This window comes from Paenibacillus sp. FSL W7-1287 (assembly GCF_038004245.1).
In the GTDB taxonomy this organism is placed as follows: Bacteria; Bacillota; Bacilli; order Paenibacillales; family Paenibacillaceae; genus Pristimantibacillus; species Pristimantibacillus camelliae.
Genome location: NZ_JBBORD010000002.1, coordinates 353736 through 373493, shown reverse-complemented (window position 1 = coordinate 373493; position 19758 = coordinate 353736). Strand labels below are relative to the sequence as shown.

Genomic DNA, 19758 nt, shown 5'->3' with positions numbered 1-19758 from the left:
GCAATTAATTTATTATTTTTGTAAAATGGACGCCAGCATTTTGAAAGAATTTAATCTAGCTTCGTGATCAAATATGTAAGCCGTTGCCATAATCTCATCCACATCAGTCGCTTCAATAAGCTTTTGTAATTTATCTTGTACCGTTTGCTTGCTACCGATGATCGATGAGCCTACCTGCTGCTCCACCATAAACTTTTCCTGCTCACTCCATAGCTCGTCCATATTCTCAACAGGAGGCTGAAGTGGGGTTCGTTTGTTGCGGATAAAGCCTAGAAACATCTGATGCATCGATGTTGCCAAATATTGAGCCTCTTCATCCGTATCAGCGATGATGACGTTGACTGCAACCATGCTGTAGGGCTTTTCATGATCGCTAGATGGCTTAAAGGACTGCTTATACAGCTTTAACGCAGGCACGATATAGGTTGGTGAGAAATGACCGGCAAATGCAAACGGCAGCCCCTTTTCTGCAGCCAGTGCAGCACTGAAATCACTTGAGCCAAGAAGCCAAATGGGAACATCTGCACCCTCTCCTGGAATCGCGCGAATCGCATGCTGAACATGCCTTGCTGGATGCATAAAGCTTTGAAGCTCCTCCAGCTGCTCCGGGAAGTTCGCGCCATTCGTATGCCGCTCGCCACGTAATGCTCTAGCCGTAATTGGATCTGTTCCAGGAGCTCTACCTAAGCCAAGATCAATTCTTCCTGGGTGCAAAGCCTCTAATGTTCCGAACTGCTCTGCGATTGCTAGAGGGGCATGATTGGGCAGCATAACACCACCTGAGCCTACACGAATCGTTTTGGTCTGGGATGCAACATGAGCAATAACAACAGCTGTCGCTGAGCTTGCAATATTCGGTGCATTATGGTGCTCAGCGAGCCAAAATCTTGTATAGCCCTGCTGCTCTGCCATCTGAGCAAGCTCAACCGAACGCTGCAATGCGTCGGCCACTCCGCCGCCTTCAATAATGGGTGCTACATCTAATATAGAAAAAGGAATTTTTTTCATTATTCTCTTACCCTCCTTGCGATGTCTAATTCTATAGTACCAATTGAACCTTCTAGAAGCAAAGTTGCGCTCGAACAGGTATACTTATGATACAGGCTATAAGCGAACGGGAGGTTATTATTTTTGAAGGATCAAAGTAAAGCGATGCAGCTGCTGCAAATTTTTGAGCAGTCTGCTAAGCCGGGTCAGAACCGCATACCCTTGCATTTTTCATACTTATGCTTGCTTCAGCAGGAGCAGGACGGATCGTATTCGATCGCACTCGAGCTAGCTGCGGGAACGAAAAAGCCCCACATTATTACACAGCCTTATCGGTTTTTAGATGCTGTACTCCATCATAAAACATACGCTATGTCACGTGGGTTTCGATATGAGCCAGAGCTATATTCGATCGATAGTAATGCTCTTACCATTTGTCAGCTGCTGTGGCAGCAGCTTCAGCTCTTTTCTGAGTATGAAGCAGTGAAGATGAAGCTAATTCCTGTGCAAGGAAGCCTATGGCATCGACTTGAACCTCTTCTCGAGCAGGAGCCACGCGTTCAGCTTCAATATTATATAGATAGCTTGCCGCTGGACGAACAGCTTCAAGCCTTCGATCAGCTGCAATTCTCCTCGGATAAATTGCCCATTACGCTGTCCATCATGCATACTGACAGCTATTATCATATCAATGGTGAGCAGCTGCAGTCGTTAGTTCTGCTGCCAAACTATGAGCTTGCTTGCTGGAAGGGCATGCTGTATCGCATATCATGGGAGCAAGGCAAGCAGCTGCTGCAGCTTTCTAATCTGCTGCAAGAGGAGGCGGGGCAGCTGCTGCTAGAGCAGGATGCACTTAGCCAGTTTATCGACCAAGCTGTGCCGCAGCTCCAACGAATCATTACGATTCACATTGCCGATGATATCGCCGGAAAGCTTACTTCAACGCCGCTGCAGGCCGCAATATACTTGGACAGAATCCGTGAGCGGCTGCTCATCGGGGTAGAATTTCATTATGGCAGCTTATCCATTCAGCCCTTTCTGCCCGCTGGTACTGCAACCCATCACGACTTTATTGTGCTGCGGGAAAGAGATAAGGAGGATGAAATACTAAACTTACTGTTAGAGCTGCCCGGCCTCCAGACAGAAGGTGGCATGATCATTGAAGGTGATGATGATGAATATACATTTTTCCGAACGGTTCTGCCTCAATTAAAGCAGCTCGCACAGATCCATGCAACGACAGCTGTTAAGCTTCGATATGTGACCGAACAGGTATATCCGCAGCTCAAGCTTTCTTGGGAGGAAAAAAGCAACTGGCTTCAATATTCATTCTCGATGAAAGGCATTAGCGATCAGGAGCTGAAGCAGCTGCTGGCTGCGCTCGTACAGAAGCGAAAATATTATCGCTTATCTCAAGGTACGCTGCTATCTCTAGAGAACCCACAGTACGATGCACTACTGCGGATGATGAAGGAGCTCGGCTTGACCCACCCAAGTAAGTATGATGAACGTATCCCACTTCAGCGTGCGATTCCAGCAATGCTAGCTATGGATCAAACCGAAGGAATTATGCTCTCACGGAGCTTGCGACAGTTTCTTAACAGTATTAGAAATCCCGAGCAGCTTAATGCGCCACTACCACAAATGATTACGGCTCAGCCGCGTGACTATCAGCTTGATGGCTATCAGTGGATGATGAATTTGGCACAGCATAAGCTAGGGGGGATATTGGCTGATGAAATGGGACTAGGTAAAACATTGCAGGCCATTATGTTTATCGTGAGTCAGTATGAAATGGGTAGTGCAGCAATGGACAAGCAGCTAGTCGTTACGCCTGCATCACTACTATACAATTGGGAGCATGAGCTGCAGCGTTTTGCGCCTGGAGTTGAGGTTGCCGTACTCGAAGCAGAGCATTTTAATCACGTGAAGCATAAAGAAGCGTGGCAGCAGGCGCATATATGGATCGTTTCCTATCAAACGCTGCGTTCACAGCTTAATTTTTTTGAAGGCCACCACTTTCATACAATCATTTGCGATGAAGCACAAGCATTTAAGAATGATTATACGAAAACGTCCTTAGCGTTAAGAAAGCTTAGCGCTGCCCATCGCTTTGCGTTGACAGGAACACCGATTGAGAATCGACTAGAGGAGCTCCTATCCATACTAAGCTTTGTAAACCCTGAGCTGTTTACAGAGAAGCAAAAGTGGCTGGACCTTCATAGAGCTAAGCTAAAGCAAGCCATTGCCCCCTTCCTATTGCGCAGAACAAAAAAAGATGTACTGCAGGAGCTGCCGCCGAAGGTAGAATCTACCTACAGCTCACCGCTAACGATGGAGCAAAAAAAGCTATACTTAGCACATCTGGCAAAGCTGCAGGAGGATTCCTTAAAGCATCTTGACCCTAAGAAGAAGGGCGAACGGCGAATTAGAATACTAGCCGGTATTACGAGACTTCGTCAAATATGCTGCCATCCCGCCTTGTTCATTGAAGGCTATACGGGTGACTCAGCGAAGCTGCAGCAGCTGCTACAGATCGTAGAAGAGGGCAGCAGTATGGGCAAGCGGATACTAATTTTCTCTCAATTTACTTCCATGCTTCGTATAATCTCAACAGAGCTGGAGCTTAGAGGATTTCGACACTTCTATCTGGATGGCAGTACGCCAGCAAAGGAGCGAATTGAATTTGTCGATAGGTTTAATCAAGGAGAACGCGAACTGTTCTTGCTTTCTTTAAAAGCAGGTGGAACAGGACTCAATCTTGTAGGTGCAGATACCGTTATTTTATACGACTTATGGTGGAATCCCGCTGTAGAGCAGCAGGCAGGCGACCGTGTGCATCGTATCGGTCAGCAGCAGCCTGTGCATATTATTCGATTAGTTGCAGAGGGAACACTTGAAGATAAGATGATTCAGCTGCAAGAGCGTAAGCAGCAGCTTGTTAACGATATGCTCGAGCAGGATACATTAAGCTCCAGCTCATTGTCTGAGGATGATTTGCTTTTGCTGCTACAGCATCAGTCGCTGGAGGATGACTCATAAGCTATATTTAGAAGCATTAGTTAGGCTTCAGCTAACGAAAATGCAATGCAAAAGAGGCTGGGACCACAGGTTTTAGCCAATGAAAAAAGCGAACTATATGTTGAAGCTTCAAGTCGAAGATTCAGTATAGTTCGCTTAGTTCGCTTTTTAACGACTCATAACCTACAAGCTTTCAGTCTTCATCATAAAATAAGCAAATTAGTCCAGCAGACCATCCTCATACAGTGTAACAAAGACGTCTACAATTTCAGCGTCAAACTGCTTGTTCTTCTGTTCTATAAGCAGCTCAATCGCCGCTTTAGCCGTCCACTTTTCCTTATAGGGACGTTTTGAGGTTAATGCATCAAACACATCGACTACACTTACGATACGTGCTTCAAGCGGAATCTCTGTCTGCTTAAGCTTCATCGGATATCCATTGCCATCCCAGCGCTCATGATGATGAAGGATGATATTTTTAGCAACGGCAAATTCATCCTCAAACAGCTCATCATGTAGCTCCCCATTAATTTTATCCAGGATGTCTACACCAATGTAGGGATGCATCTCAATAATCGTCCGTTCATACGGCGCAAGTGTGCCCGGCTTGTACAATATTCCTTCTGGTATCGCTGATTTGCCTATATCATGAAGGATGCTCCCATTAATTATTTGCTGGATATAGCTCTGAAGCAGCTTTTGACCTTGCGTTTCGTTATAACGATTGACTAGCAGCTCCGTAAGCTGCTGAACTCGTATGAGATGGTTCTCTATCCCGGGGTCACGAATTTCGCAGGATATAGCAAGCACCTTCAGCAACGAGCTCTGAAGATTACCTGCGCGCTGCTCATCCAAGTAATGTCCTCGTTGCAGCTGCTCTAGCTCGCGGAAAACACCAACATAATACGTCTGCTCCTCCACAACATAAGGTGTAATCGTAATGGAGGAATGCCACAATTGACCGCTTCGTTTACGGTTCGTGAATACACCAGACCATGGCTCGTTGCGGCTTAATGCATGGTGCATATGCTGGTATGTTTCAGCAGGGGTATGCTTCGTACGCAATAAGCCTGCTTTTCTCCCCGTTACCTCGTGAGCAGCAAAGCCCGTTATTCGTTCATACGTCTCATTTACGAAACAAATATGATGTCGCGAATCCGTAATAATGACCGCATCGGACAAACGCAAAAGCTGTTCAAAATAAGGAAGTAATCGTTTATTCGCATTGTCCATCTCGTGTTCACTCTCTTTAGTAGATTGTTTGCTATCATTCTATCGCAAGCTAAGCTATAGCAGTATCGCTCTAAGCTCAGCATAATCCTTCACATCACCGAGCAGCGTTATACCCGCCTCTTGCTCTAGCTCACGATGATTGAACCAAATGACATTCCAGTCAGCATGGCAAGCGCCAATTACATCGTTGCGCCAAGAATCTCCAATGTATGTACATTGCGCTGCCGGTATATCAATTCTCTCATTAATAAGACGGAAAATGTCCGGATCTGGCTTGTCGATCCCATATGTACCTGATACAAAAATTCGACTCAGTGGAATGATCTCATCAAGCTTTAGCGCGCGAATCTTTTTCCATTGGTGAGCTTCTGCGCCATTGGTAAGCAAGCCTACCACATAGCCTTTCTGCTGCAGCTCCAGTATTAGCTCCCTTGCCCCATCAAAGCACTCAATATCAAACTGGCACGCTAGATACAACTGCTGAATCTCCTCGGCTTCCTGCTCTGTTAACAGAACATCAAATTCCTCCAGTGCTAGCTGGAATCTTTTTCTTCGCATAAGATCAGTTGAGTCACCTTCCTCCATCTGACCAGCGCCGCCAAACTCTAGTGATAGCATATCGCTATAGTAACGCATACGGTGATAAGCTTTCTCGTATGGAAAATGAGCAATATGCTCAGTCCATGGATAAACTGCCTTGCGAAATGGAATCAAATGATCATACAGCGTATCATCAACATCAAAAAATACAGCTTTATTCATTGTACTCTCCTACATTTAAAAGTAATTCTATTGTATCAGAAAACCAATTTTAAGATTTGTATTTTGTGTTAATAATGATTTCGGTTTATTGATTTCTGCTCTGCAATGACCGATACTTATGTAGTGCTTCGCTTAAAACAATACATCTAATGATTAGAAAGTTGGTTTTGTATGAATGCTAAGCTAATGTGGATTTTATTCCTTCCTGTATTCTTGTTCTTCCTCGTCATGTTTGGATTGGAAGTGTCACTATATTCTATCCTGCCTGCAAGTGAAGGTGGTATGAGCTTTTGGACGGAATTTAAATATACTTGGTATCGTTCGGTTTGGTTTTACGGCTGTCTTGTCGTAGGTGGGTTTTTGCTTTTTGTCAGCTACCGCCAAGCAAGAAAAAGTAAAGAAGAAGAGTAGCAGTGATAATCAATTGAAAGTCCTTATATCCCTGCAAATAAAACAGGTGAAGAAAATATTCTCCACCTGTTTTTTACATTAAAGCTATATTGGGCCTACACAACTTGAAGCAGCGAGCTCTTACCTCTTATGCATCGGCAATTGCAGCAGAGGAATGCACAACATGCTCAAACATCGATTGCACTGTAATGCTTCCTGCTTGTGCTTGGCGATATTGTGCACTGCCGTCATAACTCATGAAGGTAACGGTATGCGGCTTGCCAGGTATTAGATCAAAGTAGTTATCTGACCACATGCCCTCGTGCTCTGCAATTAACACAACCTGCTTAGCGACAACATCACTTGATAGCGTGATGACTGTCCCTTCCTCAGCGTGCTCCTCCTTCACAACAATCGTTGGCTTCTTAAGCTCAAGCTGCTGATTTTTTACAAAGTAATGCTCATATCTAACCCGCTCCCCGTCCTCACCGATCCAAGTGATTACGAGTACAACCTCTTCTTTACGCTGTCCATCAAGCAATGCAGCAATCGATATGCTCTCACTTAGCTGAGAGGAATTTGCTGGACTTATCGCTTCCTTGCTTGTTGTACGTATAAGCTTTCCACTCGTATTGAAGAGCTCTAACCATAGCACGCCCTTACTAGGAGCAAGTCGGTCTGATACGATGTAAACATGCAGCTGATCGTGCTCCTCCTGTGCGGAGATTAGCAATGGTGCAAAGCTGCGTTTCGCATAGTAATGCAGCGCCTTCCAGCGGCCATAATAGTCGATGCCAGACCAGGAAGCGACAGGCCAGCAATCGTTCATTTGCCAGTATAACGATCCCATGCAATATGGCATTTTTCTGCGATGCGCTTCAATCGCCATTTTCATCGCATCTGCCTGCAGCACTTGGCTTAAGTATAGAAAGCTCTTAAAGCTGGTGGGCTGCTTCATATATAGATCCATATATTGCTTAATTAAGCGATTGCCGTCCCCATTCTTTTGATGGGCCTTCATTACCTTTGAGCTAATATCCAGCTCATCCTCTTCTGCAAAGCTGCGAATCGTTCGATACTCTGGGAACGACTGGAAGCCATATTCACTCATAAATCGACCTAGCTTAATTTGATAATTTTCAAACGGCTCGACATTGTGCCATACGCCCCAATAATGCATATCGCCTTCGTTCGTGTCTGGGTTCCCGTGCTGCTCCTTGTTGCCTGTCAGCGATACGATTGGGGAGGAAGGCCAGTACTCTACACTAGCATGCAGCTCACTGATAACGTTCGGTAATAGTTCATGGAAAATTTTCTCGTAGTCACTCCATAGCTTTTCGCGCAATTCAGCACTAAATGCTTTTTTCCAGCCCCAGCCAGCGTCCTCATCGTAGTGAGCCCATGCCGAATCAATCTCATTGTTTCCACACCACAGTACGATGGATGGATGATTACGAAGCCGTTTCACATTATCGATTGCTTCCTGCTTTACATTTTGCAGGAAATGCTCATCTCCTGGATACATGCTGCATGCAAACATGAAGTCCTGCCATACCATAATGCCGTACTCATCGCATAGATCATAGAATACATTCGGTTCATAGATACCGCCGCCCCATACGCGAAGCATGTTCATATTCGCTTCAGCAGCTGCAAGCACCTCTGCGCGATAACGCTCCTCCGTTACCTCTGTAATAAAGCTATCATTCGGAATATGATTGGCTCCTTTGGCGAATACAGGGATACCATTCAGCTCGAAATAAAACGATGCACCTGTACCCTCAGCATCACGCTTACGAATAAGCTTTACACTGCGCAGACCTGTTTTAACCTGCTGCAGCGATTTATAGCTTCCCCCTTCCTGTTCAGCTACAGCTTCCGCTGTAAAGGTATAGCGATGAGCATCACCTAATCCTCTGCTCCACCATAGCTTAGGGCTGTCGATAACGATCGGCATCGATAGCTCGTGAGTTCCTGGCTGTAGCTCAGCTTGAAGATTCCAATTCATATCCTCTGTCGTCAGCTGAAGGACAACCTTACCGGTAATGGTTGAATCCAGCTGAATACGTGCAATTAGCTCAGCTTTCTCACTTGTTACATGTAGCTGGTCGATATATACATCTCTTATTAGGACACCGGACCAAGCGACAAGCTCCACTGGACGCCAAATCCCGCTTGTTACAAACCGCGGTCCCCAGTCCCAGCCATAGTGGTATGGCGCTTTACGAGCAAATATACTTACTTGATCCTCACCTAGCCCGCCAAGCACAGACTGATCATTAGAGGCTGGCAACCGGTAGCCTAACGCTTTCAGCTTCGGTAAGTCCTCTTGAATCGGAGAACGAAAAACGATTTTAAGCTCATTCTTTCCATCCTTCAGCTTATCCGACACATCCACACTCCAGATGCGGAACATATTATCGGCTTCAACAATGAGCTGATCGTTTAAGTACACATTGGCGTAGGTATCTAGTCCATGAAAATGAAGCTCCTTTATTTCCTCCTTCATAAATGCTTCAGACGCTTCAAAGCTGCTTTTATACTCCCAATCTATCTTATCAATCCATTGCAGATCATGCTCATTTGTCCCGTAAAAAGGATCTGAAATACGTCCTTGCTTTAATAGATCCGTATGTACACAGCCCGGCACTTGGGCTGGCATCCACGTCTCATCCTTCGTTGCTTTAAAGCTCCAGGAATCTATAAACATCGTATGGCTCATTGATTTCTCCTCCAGTTACAGTAAAAGTTAGTTGTTTTCATTCTTCTCTTTAAAATTCGGAAGATCCTCTAGCGTTATGACTCGTGGATGATTATAGACATGGTGCAAAAACTCTCTGCTGTTGTGCTCTCCATCTAACGTAAAATGACCGTTCCACGTAATAAACAAGCCCCAATTCGCACCATATGCCTCCATTGCATCTGGATCAGGAATCGAACCGTTTTCCATCATAGCGATATATTTGCTCCCTCCAGTCAGCTCGACTAATGCATCATACACATTAGCTACCGGATTATGATCTCCTGCCACCGGGTAGCTGTCATAGCTTACAATATCTACGACGTCATCTCCTGGATACCAAGCTGGATCAACCGAATTCCACACCCATATCAAATTATTGAGCTTATGCTCGTTAACGAATCGATCGTACATCAGTCTGTACAATTCCTTGGCTGCTTCTGGTCCACTTGCTCCCCACCAAAACCATCCACCTTCTGCTTCATGCAGCGGGCGAAACAAAATTGGCACATCATTAAGCTGCAAAATTTTAATTTGCTGTGCAATAGCATCCATATCGGATAGCAGAAGCTGATATTGTTCACTCGTTGTATCCTTAAGCGCATCTGCCAAACTAAAGGTTACGGCATCAGTGTAAAAGCCTCTCCACCATTCCTTTCCTGGCTCATCAATTAGTCCAGTCGGTGCATTCCAATGCCATAGAAAGCTCACAATACCACCCTGCTTATGCCAGGATAAAGCCGATTCTACCTCACTTGAGCGAGAGCCGTAAGCTGCTCTTGTCGGTGAATATTCAATAAAATCAAAACCAACGATAGCAGGACGCTTTCCAGTTATTTGCTCGATATCGATAATATGCGTGTAGAGCTGCTGACCGCTAATGACCGACTTCCCAGCATGCTCATTTAGATAGTTCATGAGAGCGACAGCCTCAGGTGTTGCATGAGAATTACTTAGCTTCTCTGTAATCGGCGCAGCATCGAGCTGACTGGTATCGAAGCGCTCTAGCTCCACATAGTCCAGATCAAAATATCCCCAGCCTCTAGTAAACGTAAGTATACTTTTTCCCTGCTCTAGTAGAATACGTGTTACCTTCGTATTCGTAAAGCCCGAGCTTTCCTTCAATACAACCTTACCGAAGGGAGCATCGTTGACGTATAGCTCAGACTCCTTATAGCCATTGGCTGCACGGTAGCCAACATATAGCGTATACAAGCCAGCCTCCTCAACTTCAATCGCTATATGCACAGAATCAGCTTCATCGAAAAATTCCGTTACATAGCCTTCTCCAGAGTATCCGGCAGCAGTAGTTGCAACTGACGTACCTTCTAGCTTTCCTTGCTCCGCCTCGAATCTTAGCTTTTTAGCAACTGAAGCTGGCCGAGCAGCAGCAGTGTGCTCCATAACATTGCTTCCATTATCATTACTGTGTATAACAGCCTGTTCTGACAACTCGTCGTCAGTGTCACCATCACTGTTGGATATACCTATCTCCATTATCATCTGCTCCGTTCCCTTAGTTGTAGCCATGTGCTTCTCCTGCAGTGCATGAGTTGTAAGGACAAGACCGATGGTAGCAGCAACAATACACATAACAGCAATCATGGTGATCCGATCATTTCTAGGCGCCTCTCTCATAGAATGATCGCCACCTTCCCTAATCGGAAAATATACTCACCGAGCTCCTGTCGTTCATGCCTCGGCTTTACCACTCTCAGCTCTATTCGGTGCTCTTCATTAGTAAGTTCATCCCCGCAGTCGAACAGCCTAAGCCAGCCGTCATGACCAACCCACTCTGGACAATCACGATTCGAGTATATCCATTCGCCATCATCAATCCTATACTCGAATTCAGCTGAGCAGCTGCCGTAATCAAACACGAGCATTAAGCCTCTTCCACGGAAGGAATAGTATAAGCTAGCACCCAGCTCATTCGTTTCCAGCATCGTATCTATCCATTCATATTGATGCCAGCGCTGCTCTACCCACTGCCCTATAAGTTCCAGCTCCGAAAGTGGAATCTCAACAATATACTCCCAGCATAACGGGTCAAGTGCTCTTGGAAGCTTAGAGGCATCAGGCTGCTGTAATATTTGCAGGAAAGAGCCTTTCGAACGCTCTGCCTCTGAAGTATCTGTGACTGGTTCGTAAAGCAGCTGTTCAGGCTGTATCGCTCCAGAATCATGCTTTATGTGCTTACGGTCCAATGTTTCTTGACCTTGCAGCTCTCTTTGCAAATACTCGATAACACATTCCGCATATATTCGGCTGCCTCGCTCCTTAGGATGGAGCCCGTCTGGAAGCCATTCATCCATTGAAAGTTTTCCTGCTGCTACTTGATCTAGTCCGTATTTCCCTACCCAGATCGAAGGAATGTGGTAGTGAATTGCAAGCTCCTCCAGCTCCGCGATCGAAGCTGGGTATCTGCCCTTGTCTATCTCCTCCTTCATATCACCGGAGTAGGTATAGACGAATATCAGCTCAGTAACACCTGCTTTATATAGCTGACGAATTAAGCCCTCCCGAGTACGTCTTCTCCGATACGATGGGACATCATGATCGTTAACCGCATACTCGATAAACACAACATCACAATTGCGATCAATGATGTCGCGTCTTACGCGAAGTGCTGCTAGATCACTGCCTGTTGCGCCAATCGCGGCATTTTCAATCCGAAACCGTACATTTGAAAAGGTGGCAAGCAGCCATTCGCGCACATATTCTGGCCAATTGTGACGAGGTCTTGCGTCTGTAATCGATCCACCTAGAAAGCCAATCGTAATCGCACCCTGTTCAAGACAGCTATTCCAATGCTTCAGCGGCTTTCTTGCTCGTATGATTGGAAATGTCATGACTGTTCTCCTTTTCACCACACTTTAAGTTAGGGAGCTGGTCTCGCGTCAATGATCTTGGATCATTATAGAAGTCGATGATCGCTTGCTTCACTGTATAATCCCCACAATACGTATAATAGTGGTCACCGTGCTTAATATAAGGTGACTGTTGCATGACCTCTCGCTCAGCAGCCTCTGAGTCATCTTGAGCTGCTGCTTTGTGCCCATCTGGCACATTATTCGAGACTATGTCATGAGCAGTAACTCGCTTGCACACAAACTCACCGTACCATGTGCACTGCCATAGCCACATTGCGTTATCACGCTGCATCTCATCGATGGCTGGAATAACACCATTTTCAGAAAGAGCGATAAGCTTTGGTGTCATCGTATACTGCACCGCTTGCTCAAACCGTTCTCGTTGTGAGCTATAATCATGTCGAGGTGCATAAATATCCTCGCCGATAATATCGACATATTCATCGCCAGGATACCAATCCTTATGCTGACCGTTCCATACCCAGATCAAGTGATTGAGCTGATGTACGTTAGTCAAGCGATGGTACATTAACCGCCACAGCTTAAGAAAAGGCTCTGCACCCTGTGCCCCCCACCAAAACCAGCCGCCGCTTGCTTCATGTAATGGTCGCCACAGCACAGGAACACGTTCAAGCTGCAGCCGCTTCAATTGCTCGGCTATTGCATCAATATCACGGATAATAAGCTGGTATAGCTCGCTCTCTTCATCCTTCATCGCCTCTGCAATATTAAAGGTTGTCGCTTCCGTATAAAAGCCTCGATCCCAGCTTCGCTCTGGTGGGATATCAACTAATCCGATTGGGGCATTCCAATGCCAGCAAAAGGTTACAATTCCACCGTTGTTCCACCACGCTATCGCTTCCTCTACATCGTTACAGCTTGAACCACGCTCAACTCGTGAAGGAGAGTAGTTCATCATATCAAAGCCATATACCGCAGGATACTTGCCAGTCAGTGCAGCGATAACTTCAACCTCAGGCTGAGTAACAACCCCGATTTGCTGACCAGTCAGTACTTTGTCACCATAAATGCTGCACACATACTCCATTAAAGCTAATGCTTCAGGCGTTGCATCATTATTGATTAGCTTGGGCTCAACATTATAGTTCACCATATCCTCTTCTCTCCCTTATGTGCACGCAGCGAATGTTTAGCCGACAATTCCGGTACGTTCGATGCTTTCTACAAAGTAACGCTGAACAGCAATGTACATTAGAATTAACGGAGCAATGGCTAGTAATATCCCCGTATCAACAACCATTGCAACATGGTTCGGGTCTGCCTTAAAGCCAGAGCCGTGTGAATACCCCATTAGTACAGGGATAAACTGATTGGCCTGAGAGGATAGCGTTGCGACCTTCAACGACATAAGCTCCATCCCACTCATAAACAACGTTGTATAAAAGGTGTCATTATATTGCCAGACAAAGCAAAACAATACGACGGTAATGATCGGTGGAATAGAGTTAGGCAGCATAATTCTAAAAAACGTTTGAATGCCTCCAGCACCGTCAATTAATGAAGCTTCCTCGATCTCCTTCGGTAAGCCCTTGAAGAACTGTCTAAAGATATAAATGAATAGCCCGGCCTTAAGCCCAATCGCTGTTGCTGATGTAATAATCGACGGCCAATACGTATTCATAAGATTGACCCCTGACTTGCCTGTAAAAAGCGATACCACTCCGAGAATATCAAAGTTTTTGAAATGTAAGTAATACGGCAGCATTAAGGTTGTACTCGGCACCAATATCGTCATTACGACAAAAGCAAACAATATTTGATTTCCCGGGAAATTAAATCTAGCAAAGCCATAGCCAGCTAAAGCACAGCTAGCTGTTGTAAGCAGCGTCGTAACGATGACGAACAGAAGCGTTTTACCGAGCATCGGAAAATAGTCGAGAATGCCCATTGCAAGATCAATATTTTCCCATGTGAAGTGGGTAGGAATCATATAGATCGTTGGATTGTAGATGTCGACCTTATCCTTAAAAGCAACCGATATTTTCTGTAATATCGGATAAATAATAATAAATGAAATACCGATGACGAGCAGCGCTCGAAATATCGAATACGTCACATCAAAAAAGCGTTGAATCGACTTTTGCTTTCTATAGTAGCTATTGTCCATTTCGTTCATTGCAGTCCCACCTTCTTTCTTTCGCTGACGCTCAATTGTAATGAATTCGCTTCGACAATACGAATCCAACGATAACGAGGATTAGCGCGACGATGATCGTATAGATCCAGCTCATCGCTGCACTCAAACCAAAGTTTTGAGTTTCGAATGCAACCGAGTAGATGAGTGTCGTCACTGGGCTGCCCGTAAAGGAGTCGATAATCGTATAGATGATATTCGTTAAAATTAACGGACTAACCATTGGAAAGGTTATTTTCCAAAAGCACTCATAGGCCGTCGCACCTTCCATTTTCGCAACCTCATACATTGAGCTAGGCACAGCCTGCAATGCAGCAAGAAAGATGAGGATCTGTACGCCTGAGCTTGTAATAATGTCATAGATTCCAAGAATGGCAGACACGATATAATCGACAAAGGAACGAGGGATTCCTACATCCATCAGCATATACACAATCGATGTAATATTGTAGGAGGATAGATCTGCCTGCATTTCATCCAGATATGCCCCGCTGCCAATTAAGTTAATAAGTCCGGCCTGCTCGGCAGAAGCAATCGCATTGGATGCAAGAATAACTGGCAGGAAGAAGATTGCTCGCGCTAATGTACGCCCGCGAAATTTTTGATTAAGCAGCGTCGCTGAAAATAAGCTAAAGAACAATATCATCGGTACACTAATAAGCATTTGCGATACCGAGCTCGTAATGACGCGGTTGAAGTTAGCATCTACCAGCAGTGCATTACGGAAATTCTCGAAGCCAATCGGCTCCAAGGAATAACCAACAGGCTGTATCACAAGCTTCGTGAAGCTAAACATTAACGATTGAACAAGCGGTGTTAAGTATAAGAATAAAAATCCAATAAGCCACGGGGCGATAAAGACAAAACCGAGCATGGATCGCTTCCGATGTAGAGACATTGAATTCCATTTCATCACTGATCACCGCCTATTCCATAATGTCTTGGTGCGACCTTTACGCCGTTTACGATAGCTTCCTGCTCTGTATAATTCACTAGGATAGAGGTTCCATTGTCGTATTTAACCTCGACAACTCCTGGCTTATGAACGATCCTCTCCTGCATATGAGATGCACTTATCGGTGCCAACACCGCACTTGCTTCCTTATACATCGCAGCTGCTTTTTCAAGCCATATCTCATAGTGAGTAGAAAAATACTCATCGTAGGCAGTGAACTTCAGCTCTGAAGAGTGATCATAGCTCCATACAAAGTGCGGATACGAGCCCTGCTCGATCGAACGAAGCAGCTGCTCCTCTACATTCTGCTCATCTGAAATATTAATCGCATCTCCCGCATACGGAAGGTAACCGTGAAGCACCATTTGATAGAATGGCACACTCTCATCCGTAATGCTAAAGCTGCTTGATGAAGCAGGGACATCGATGAGATGATCCGCATAAGCCCATGCGTAGGCATGACCACCAACGATGATGGTGTCATTGGCTTCAGCAAGCTTTGCTAACGATTGCTGTACAATTTGCTTTGCTGTATCTCGATGAATGACACGCGATACGCGATAATCCGCGCCAACAACATCACCAAGATCACGCAGTGATACGCCAGACAGATCCAATTTGCTTGTAAAGGACTGCATAAACTTATCGACATAATGAGGAAGCTTTGCAGCTGACAGTAAGTAGTAAGAGCCCTTCAATGGATCCATTCGATTTAATGCTCGATTGTACGGATGCAGCTCAGCCACATCTCTCGTAACAAAGCGTGCTGCATCAGAGGCAGGAGTAAAGTTAATATCATCGTTGTAAATATATTGGAAAGCAACGTCTGGATATAGCCTTCCGCCCGCTTCCTCCAGCTTGCTTGCTAGCTGCTGCAAGTCTTGCTTATCACCTAGCACGGAGTCTAAGCGAAGCTTTTCTGGCGTTTTATGCTTAATGCCTCGGTTAAACCATCCGATGTACCTCATATTGATCGCTTGAACACCCTGTGCCGACAGCTGATCGACAATTGCGCCTGCCTGCTCGAACGTAGTTAAGGAGTCCACTTTCTTGTAAGGCACACCTAAAAACGAGGTTCGCTTATCGTAAGAGCCGAGCACATCGAGATAGAATGGAATGGAATCCATCTGCTCTAACGGCTTCAGCACACCCGCTTCGATAAGATGCTCGCGATAATTAGCTGCCATTCCACTATAGCTCGCTTCCTCACCTGCTAAGAAGCTGTAGCGAACCTGCATATCCTCATTAAAGCGCTGAGCATTCAAAATTTGAATTTCTTGGTATTTCGTTCCCGTATACATCTCTAGCCAATCCTCACCACGCAGGCTGAACGATGCATAAACGTTGTTGTAGCTGTTGCGTATGCCGCCAACAGAGGCTGTTACACTACCATTTGCCTCGCCAAGCGTCACTTCAGCAAACCAAGCTGCATCACCATTTTTCAGACCAAAAACCGGCATCCGAGCGCTTTCGCTTACCATTCCTCTTGCCCAGCGTGTATTGTTCGGATCGTCTCCATAGATGCGCTGTACATATTGCTCATCCTTTACCTTTCCATTATTCAAGTAAATGAGGCTACCAGAGCCATCAGGTACGAGCATGTAGCCCTCTCCTTGAGAGCCAGCTGCTCCGAAGAATGGCAACACGTCAATGCTTCGTATGAGATAGCTGGAAGTCTCTTGAATATAGGATGCTGGAACGGTAACGACTAGATCATTGTCAACTAGCCGATATTCTATGGCAATCGTAAAGGCAGGCTTCTCTGCCACTGCACCAGCGCCGCCTCCCTGCTCTGCCTCATCAAAGGCTAGATCCTCCTCGGTATAGCCTGCCTCCTCGAAGGCGGCAATCATTTTGTTTAGAACGAGCTTCTTCTCTACCTGTGCATCAAGTCGCTCCATAACTCCTGGTCGATCCTTGGACTCTATATATCTCGCACTGACATAATTCGCCGTTCCTTCTGGCAGCTTGGCTAATATAAGCGTCTCGAAGCGTTCCTTGCTAATATATTTGGGCAATGCATCGACACCCTTCGATACATCTCCCATCGTATAGATCACTCTAAGACCATCTGCGATCGATTCCGCCTGAAACTGCTCGTTAGCTATACTTTTCTCGTGATTCGTATACGTATATAAATTCCCTTCCAGGTCACGGTACTGCAAAACTAGCTGAGAGGACAGCATGCTCTGCTCGTACTGCGATGCCATCGAATCCTCTAGGCGATCGATAGGATTGCTGTACCACGTCTGTCTGCTTGCTCGATCGGTGACTGCAATCTCTGACGTTTCTTCATTATAGTGAAGCGCAAGCTGATCGTTTTGCGCGACCACCTTCATCCCTGCTAGCTGAATTTGATCTCCTGCTGGAACACTTTGCAGCTCGCTGCCCGCTTCTGGCTCAGCAGAATAAGAATAAGCGGAAGTATTAATTGCAGGAACTCCTCGATTTACCATCCACACGATACCGATGATCACTCCTATAGAAAGGAGAGCACCGAATATCATATACCATCTCTTTTTCATCGTTTGGCTGCCCCCTTTCTACGTTCTGAACAGCAACTCTCGGTATATGTTATAAATAAAATCATAGATTTGCTGAAGCATGCTCAACACCAATGCCCCTAGAAAAACGATAATCCCCATCACAATAATGGTAAGCACCATCGTCACAATCGTTTTCATCACGGTATATTGATGAATCGTCATAATGCCGACAAACAGCAGCCACACAAACCATAAGGAAGCAATGGACAGCATCAAGTAGTAAAAGGCTGTCTCCTCCTGTGCCATATAGCGACTAATGAAGGTCATCGGAATATACACAATAACAATTGGTGTCAAAGAATAAGCAGTTACCTTAACAATTTCGGTAAATTTTCCTTCGCCATCCATCAGTGTCGTAATCGACCAATTCGCGACAACCCATAGCACAAAAGGAATGACAACGGTAATGATGTCCATAATGCTATTAATGGCACGAGGATCTGTATAGTTGACGAGAAAGCCCGCATACTGCTTTTGCAAAATAAACGCAATAATCGTAAATGCGATAAGCAGATATGAAGCCTTCATGCTGCCCTTATTATCGTACTTCAAGTCCCAAAAGCTACTGAATGGCTTAAAGATGACTTGAAATGGAAAGCTGATTAGCTCCTGCTTCATAACGCCTGATCCCTCCCAGCAGAATACGTTGCAGTACGACCTTGTCGCTTGCTACGAACCTTACGCCATATCATTAAGCCGATGATCATTACCGCTGCAATGACGATGGTTGTCATAATCGTACCGAACTGCTCCTTCATTTCCTCGCGACGGTAACGTTTATAGGCTACCGAGTATTGATCCCGCTCCATCCCCTGCTTGAAATAAAATATTGCTTCTTCATTACGCTTGGACATGACAAGAGAGCGTCCAATTCCAATATAGGCAATATCATAATTGCTATTAAGGTCTAGCACTTGCTGCCATACGGGCACTGCTTCCTCACTATAGCCGTTATAATGAAGCCTTGAAGCCTCTAGTACCAGCTCGCCAAACATGGTTGGCTTAAACACGTGAATATTAGCTTTCGCTCGATCAAGCACAAGCTGATTCACTCCGTCGTATTCGACCGCTACAGGAGTTTTGAAGGTTCCGTTCTGGTTAGCGTGCATGCCATAGATGAAGAGTAGATTCCCTTCAGCGTCATACGTGAAGATTCTCCCCTGATTGCTGTCTAGCGCGCTGTAGATACCATCACCTAAGTATTTAATATCGATAAAAATCGAAGGTCCAACAGAGGCGCGGAATCGAATATCACCCTTCACATGAAAGTAACCAAATCGCTTTAGGACATCCTCGCCTGAAGGATTAAGACGTTTAATCGGTGTTGGTGAGTTCAAGTCGATATTGGTCGCGTAGACGAACCCCTTATGATCAATATCTAAATTCGAAAATTCAGTTGGAATGAACAACACCATCTGACTGCGCTGCTCCTTGGTTGAAAAAAGTCTCCATATTATTTCGTAATAATCACGCTTCACTTCATTCGTTCCGATATAGCCTAGAAACTCACCATCGGTATCAAACTGCATAATGCCTTCAAACACGCCGCTTGCGACAACATACATCCGCTTCGCATCATCTACTGCTACCTTCGTCGGAGTGAATTTAAAGCCTGCAGCGATAATGTCCGATTGTGGATTGTCGATAATAAGCTTTACAGATCCATCTTTATTGAGCACGATCAGCTTTCCAAGCCCGCTATCGGCGATATACAACGTCTCATCCTCGTCTACATACAAGCCGCTAACCGTGCCAAATGCGCCGATGCCCTCCACGGAATCAATGATTCGATCAAGTGACCAATCTGGGCGTATAACGACGATTCGCTTATTCCCCGTATCTGCTACATAGATGTTCCCGCTTGGGGCGATGACCATATCATTAGGCTCCAGAAATGGCTCGATGCCTAGGTCGCTCCCTCCTACTGTTCGACTTGGTACGAAGGCTGCAGGAGATGCAACTGCTTCCTCCCAGTAGTTATAGTTGTAGGCTTCATAGGGTGTACTCGCGTGTACGACATTTATCCATGCAGTAGTAAAGAGCACGGAGGCCATGACGATAGCTGAAACCATTGCTTTGATTCTCATCATATCCCT

Annotated in this window: 14 protein-coding genes; 2 read left to right on the top strand and 12 right to left on the bottom strand. The window is 45.4% G+C overall.

Annotation, left to right across the window (positions count from 1 at the left end; all coding sequences use genetic code 11):
- Positions 1–12 precede the first annotated feature (12 nt).
- Positions 13–1008, bottom strand: a complete 996-nt coding sequence (locus NSQ99_RS21655; RefSeq protein ID WP_340839067.1) for an LLM class flavin-dependent oxidoreductase — start codon at positions 1006–1008, stop codon at positions 13–15.
- Between the two features lie 123 nt (positions 1009–1131).
- On the opposite strand from NSQ99_RS21655, the gene NSQ99_RS21650 reads away from it, so the two are divergent.
- Positions 1132–4029 carry a DEAD/DEAH box helicase gene (locus NSQ99_RS21650; protein ID WP_340839066.1) on the top strand — a complete coding sequence of 966 codons (2898 nt, stop codon included), beginning with the start codon at positions 1132–1134 and terminating at the stop codon, positions 4027–4029.
- 198 nt (positions 4030–4227) lie between these two features.
- Here NSQ99_RS21650 and NSQ99_RS21645 read toward each other — a convergent pair whose 3' ends face one another.
- Together NSQ99_RS21645 and NSQ99_RS21640 are read right to left on the bottom strand one after the other, a co-directional pair.
- On the bottom strand, positions 4228–5241 hold the full coding sequence (locus NSQ99_RS21645; protein WP_340839065.1) for an HD domain-containing phosphohydrolase: 1014 nt from the start codon (positions 5239–5241) through the stop codon (positions 4228–4230).
- A gap of 54 nt (positions 5242–5295) precedes the next feature.
- Positions 5296–6003, bottom strand: a complete 708-nt coding sequence (locus NSQ99_RS21640; RefSeq protein WP_340839064.1) for an HAD family hydrolase — start codon at positions 6001–6003, stop codon at positions 5296–5298.
- A 171-nt stretch (positions 6004–6174) separates the two neighbouring features.
- Between NSQ99_RS21640 and NSQ99_RS21635 the strand changes: the two genes are divergently transcribed.
- Entirely contained in the window at positions 6175–6414 is a 240-nt protein-coding gene (locus NSQ99_RS21635; RefSeq protein WP_340839063.1) for a hypothetical protein, read from the top strand.
- Positions 6415–6541: 127 nt separating this feature from the next.
- On the opposite strand, the gene NSQ99_RS21630 is transcribed toward NSQ99_RS21635, so the two are convergent.
- From NSQ99_RS21630 to NSQ99_RS21590, 9 genes are read right to left on the bottom strand one after another with little or no spacing between them, the layout of a single operon-like run.
- Positions 6542–9115, bottom strand: a complete 2574-nt coding sequence (locus NSQ99_RS21630; protein WP_340839062.1) for a beta-mannosidase — start codon at positions 9113–9115, stop codon at positions 6542–6544.
- 27 nt (positions 9116–9142) lie between these two features.
- The gene (locus tag NSQ99_RS21625; protein WP_340839061.1) at positions 9143–10771 is read right to left on the bottom strand and encodes a glycosyl hydrolase; all 1629 of its coding nucleotides are present in this window, start codon (positions 10769–10771) and stop codon (positions 9143–9145) included.
- The gene (locus tag NSQ99_RS21620; RefSeq protein WP_340839060.1) at positions 10768–11985 is read right to left on the bottom strand and encodes an SGNH/GDSL hydrolase family protein; all 1218 of its coding nucleotides are present in this window, start codon (positions 11983–11985) and stop codon (positions 10768–10770) included. The genes NSQ99_RS21625 and NSQ99_RS21620 overlap by 4 nt, the downstream gene beginning before the upstream one ends.
- Positions 11936–13120: a glycosyl hydrolase gene (locus NSQ99_RS21615; RefSeq protein ID WP_340839059.1), complete on the bottom strand. Its 1185-nt coding sequence runs from the start codon at positions 13118–13120 to the stop codon at positions 11936–11938. Before NSQ99_RS21615 ends, NSQ99_RS21620 begins: the two co-directional genes overlap by 50 nt.
- A gap of 36 nt (positions 13121–13156) precedes the next feature.
- Entirely contained in the window at positions 13157–14134 is a 978-nt protein-coding gene (locus tag NSQ99_RS21610) for a carbohydrate ABC transporter permease (RefSeq protein ID WP_340839228.1), read from the bottom strand.
- 40 nt (positions 14135–14174) lie between these two features.
- A complete protein-coding gene (locus tag NSQ99_RS21605; RefSeq protein WP_251671474.1) occupies positions 14175–15074 on the bottom strand; it encodes a carbohydrate ABC transporter permease in 900 nt (299 codons plus the stop codon).
- Positions 15074–17641, bottom strand: coding sequence for a DUF5696 domain-containing protein (locus NSQ99_RS21600; RefSeq protein ID WP_340839058.1), 2568 nt, complete (start codon positions 17639–17641; stop codon positions 15074–15076). Before NSQ99_RS21600 ends, NSQ99_RS21605 begins: the two co-directional genes overlap by 1 nt.
- An 18-nt stretch (positions 17642–17659) precedes the next feature.
- Positions 17660–18280, bottom strand: a complete 621-nt coding sequence (locus NSQ99_RS21595; protein ID WP_340839057.1) for a Yip1 family protein — start codon at positions 18278–18280, stop codon at positions 17660–17662.
- Entirely contained in the window at positions 18277–19752 is a 1476-nt protein-coding gene (locus NSQ99_RS21590) for an NHL repeat-containing protein (RefSeq protein ID WP_340839056.1), read from the bottom strand. Before NSQ99_RS21590 ends, NSQ99_RS21595 begins: the two co-directional genes overlap by 4 nt.
- Positions 19753–19758 lie beyond the last annotated feature (6 nt).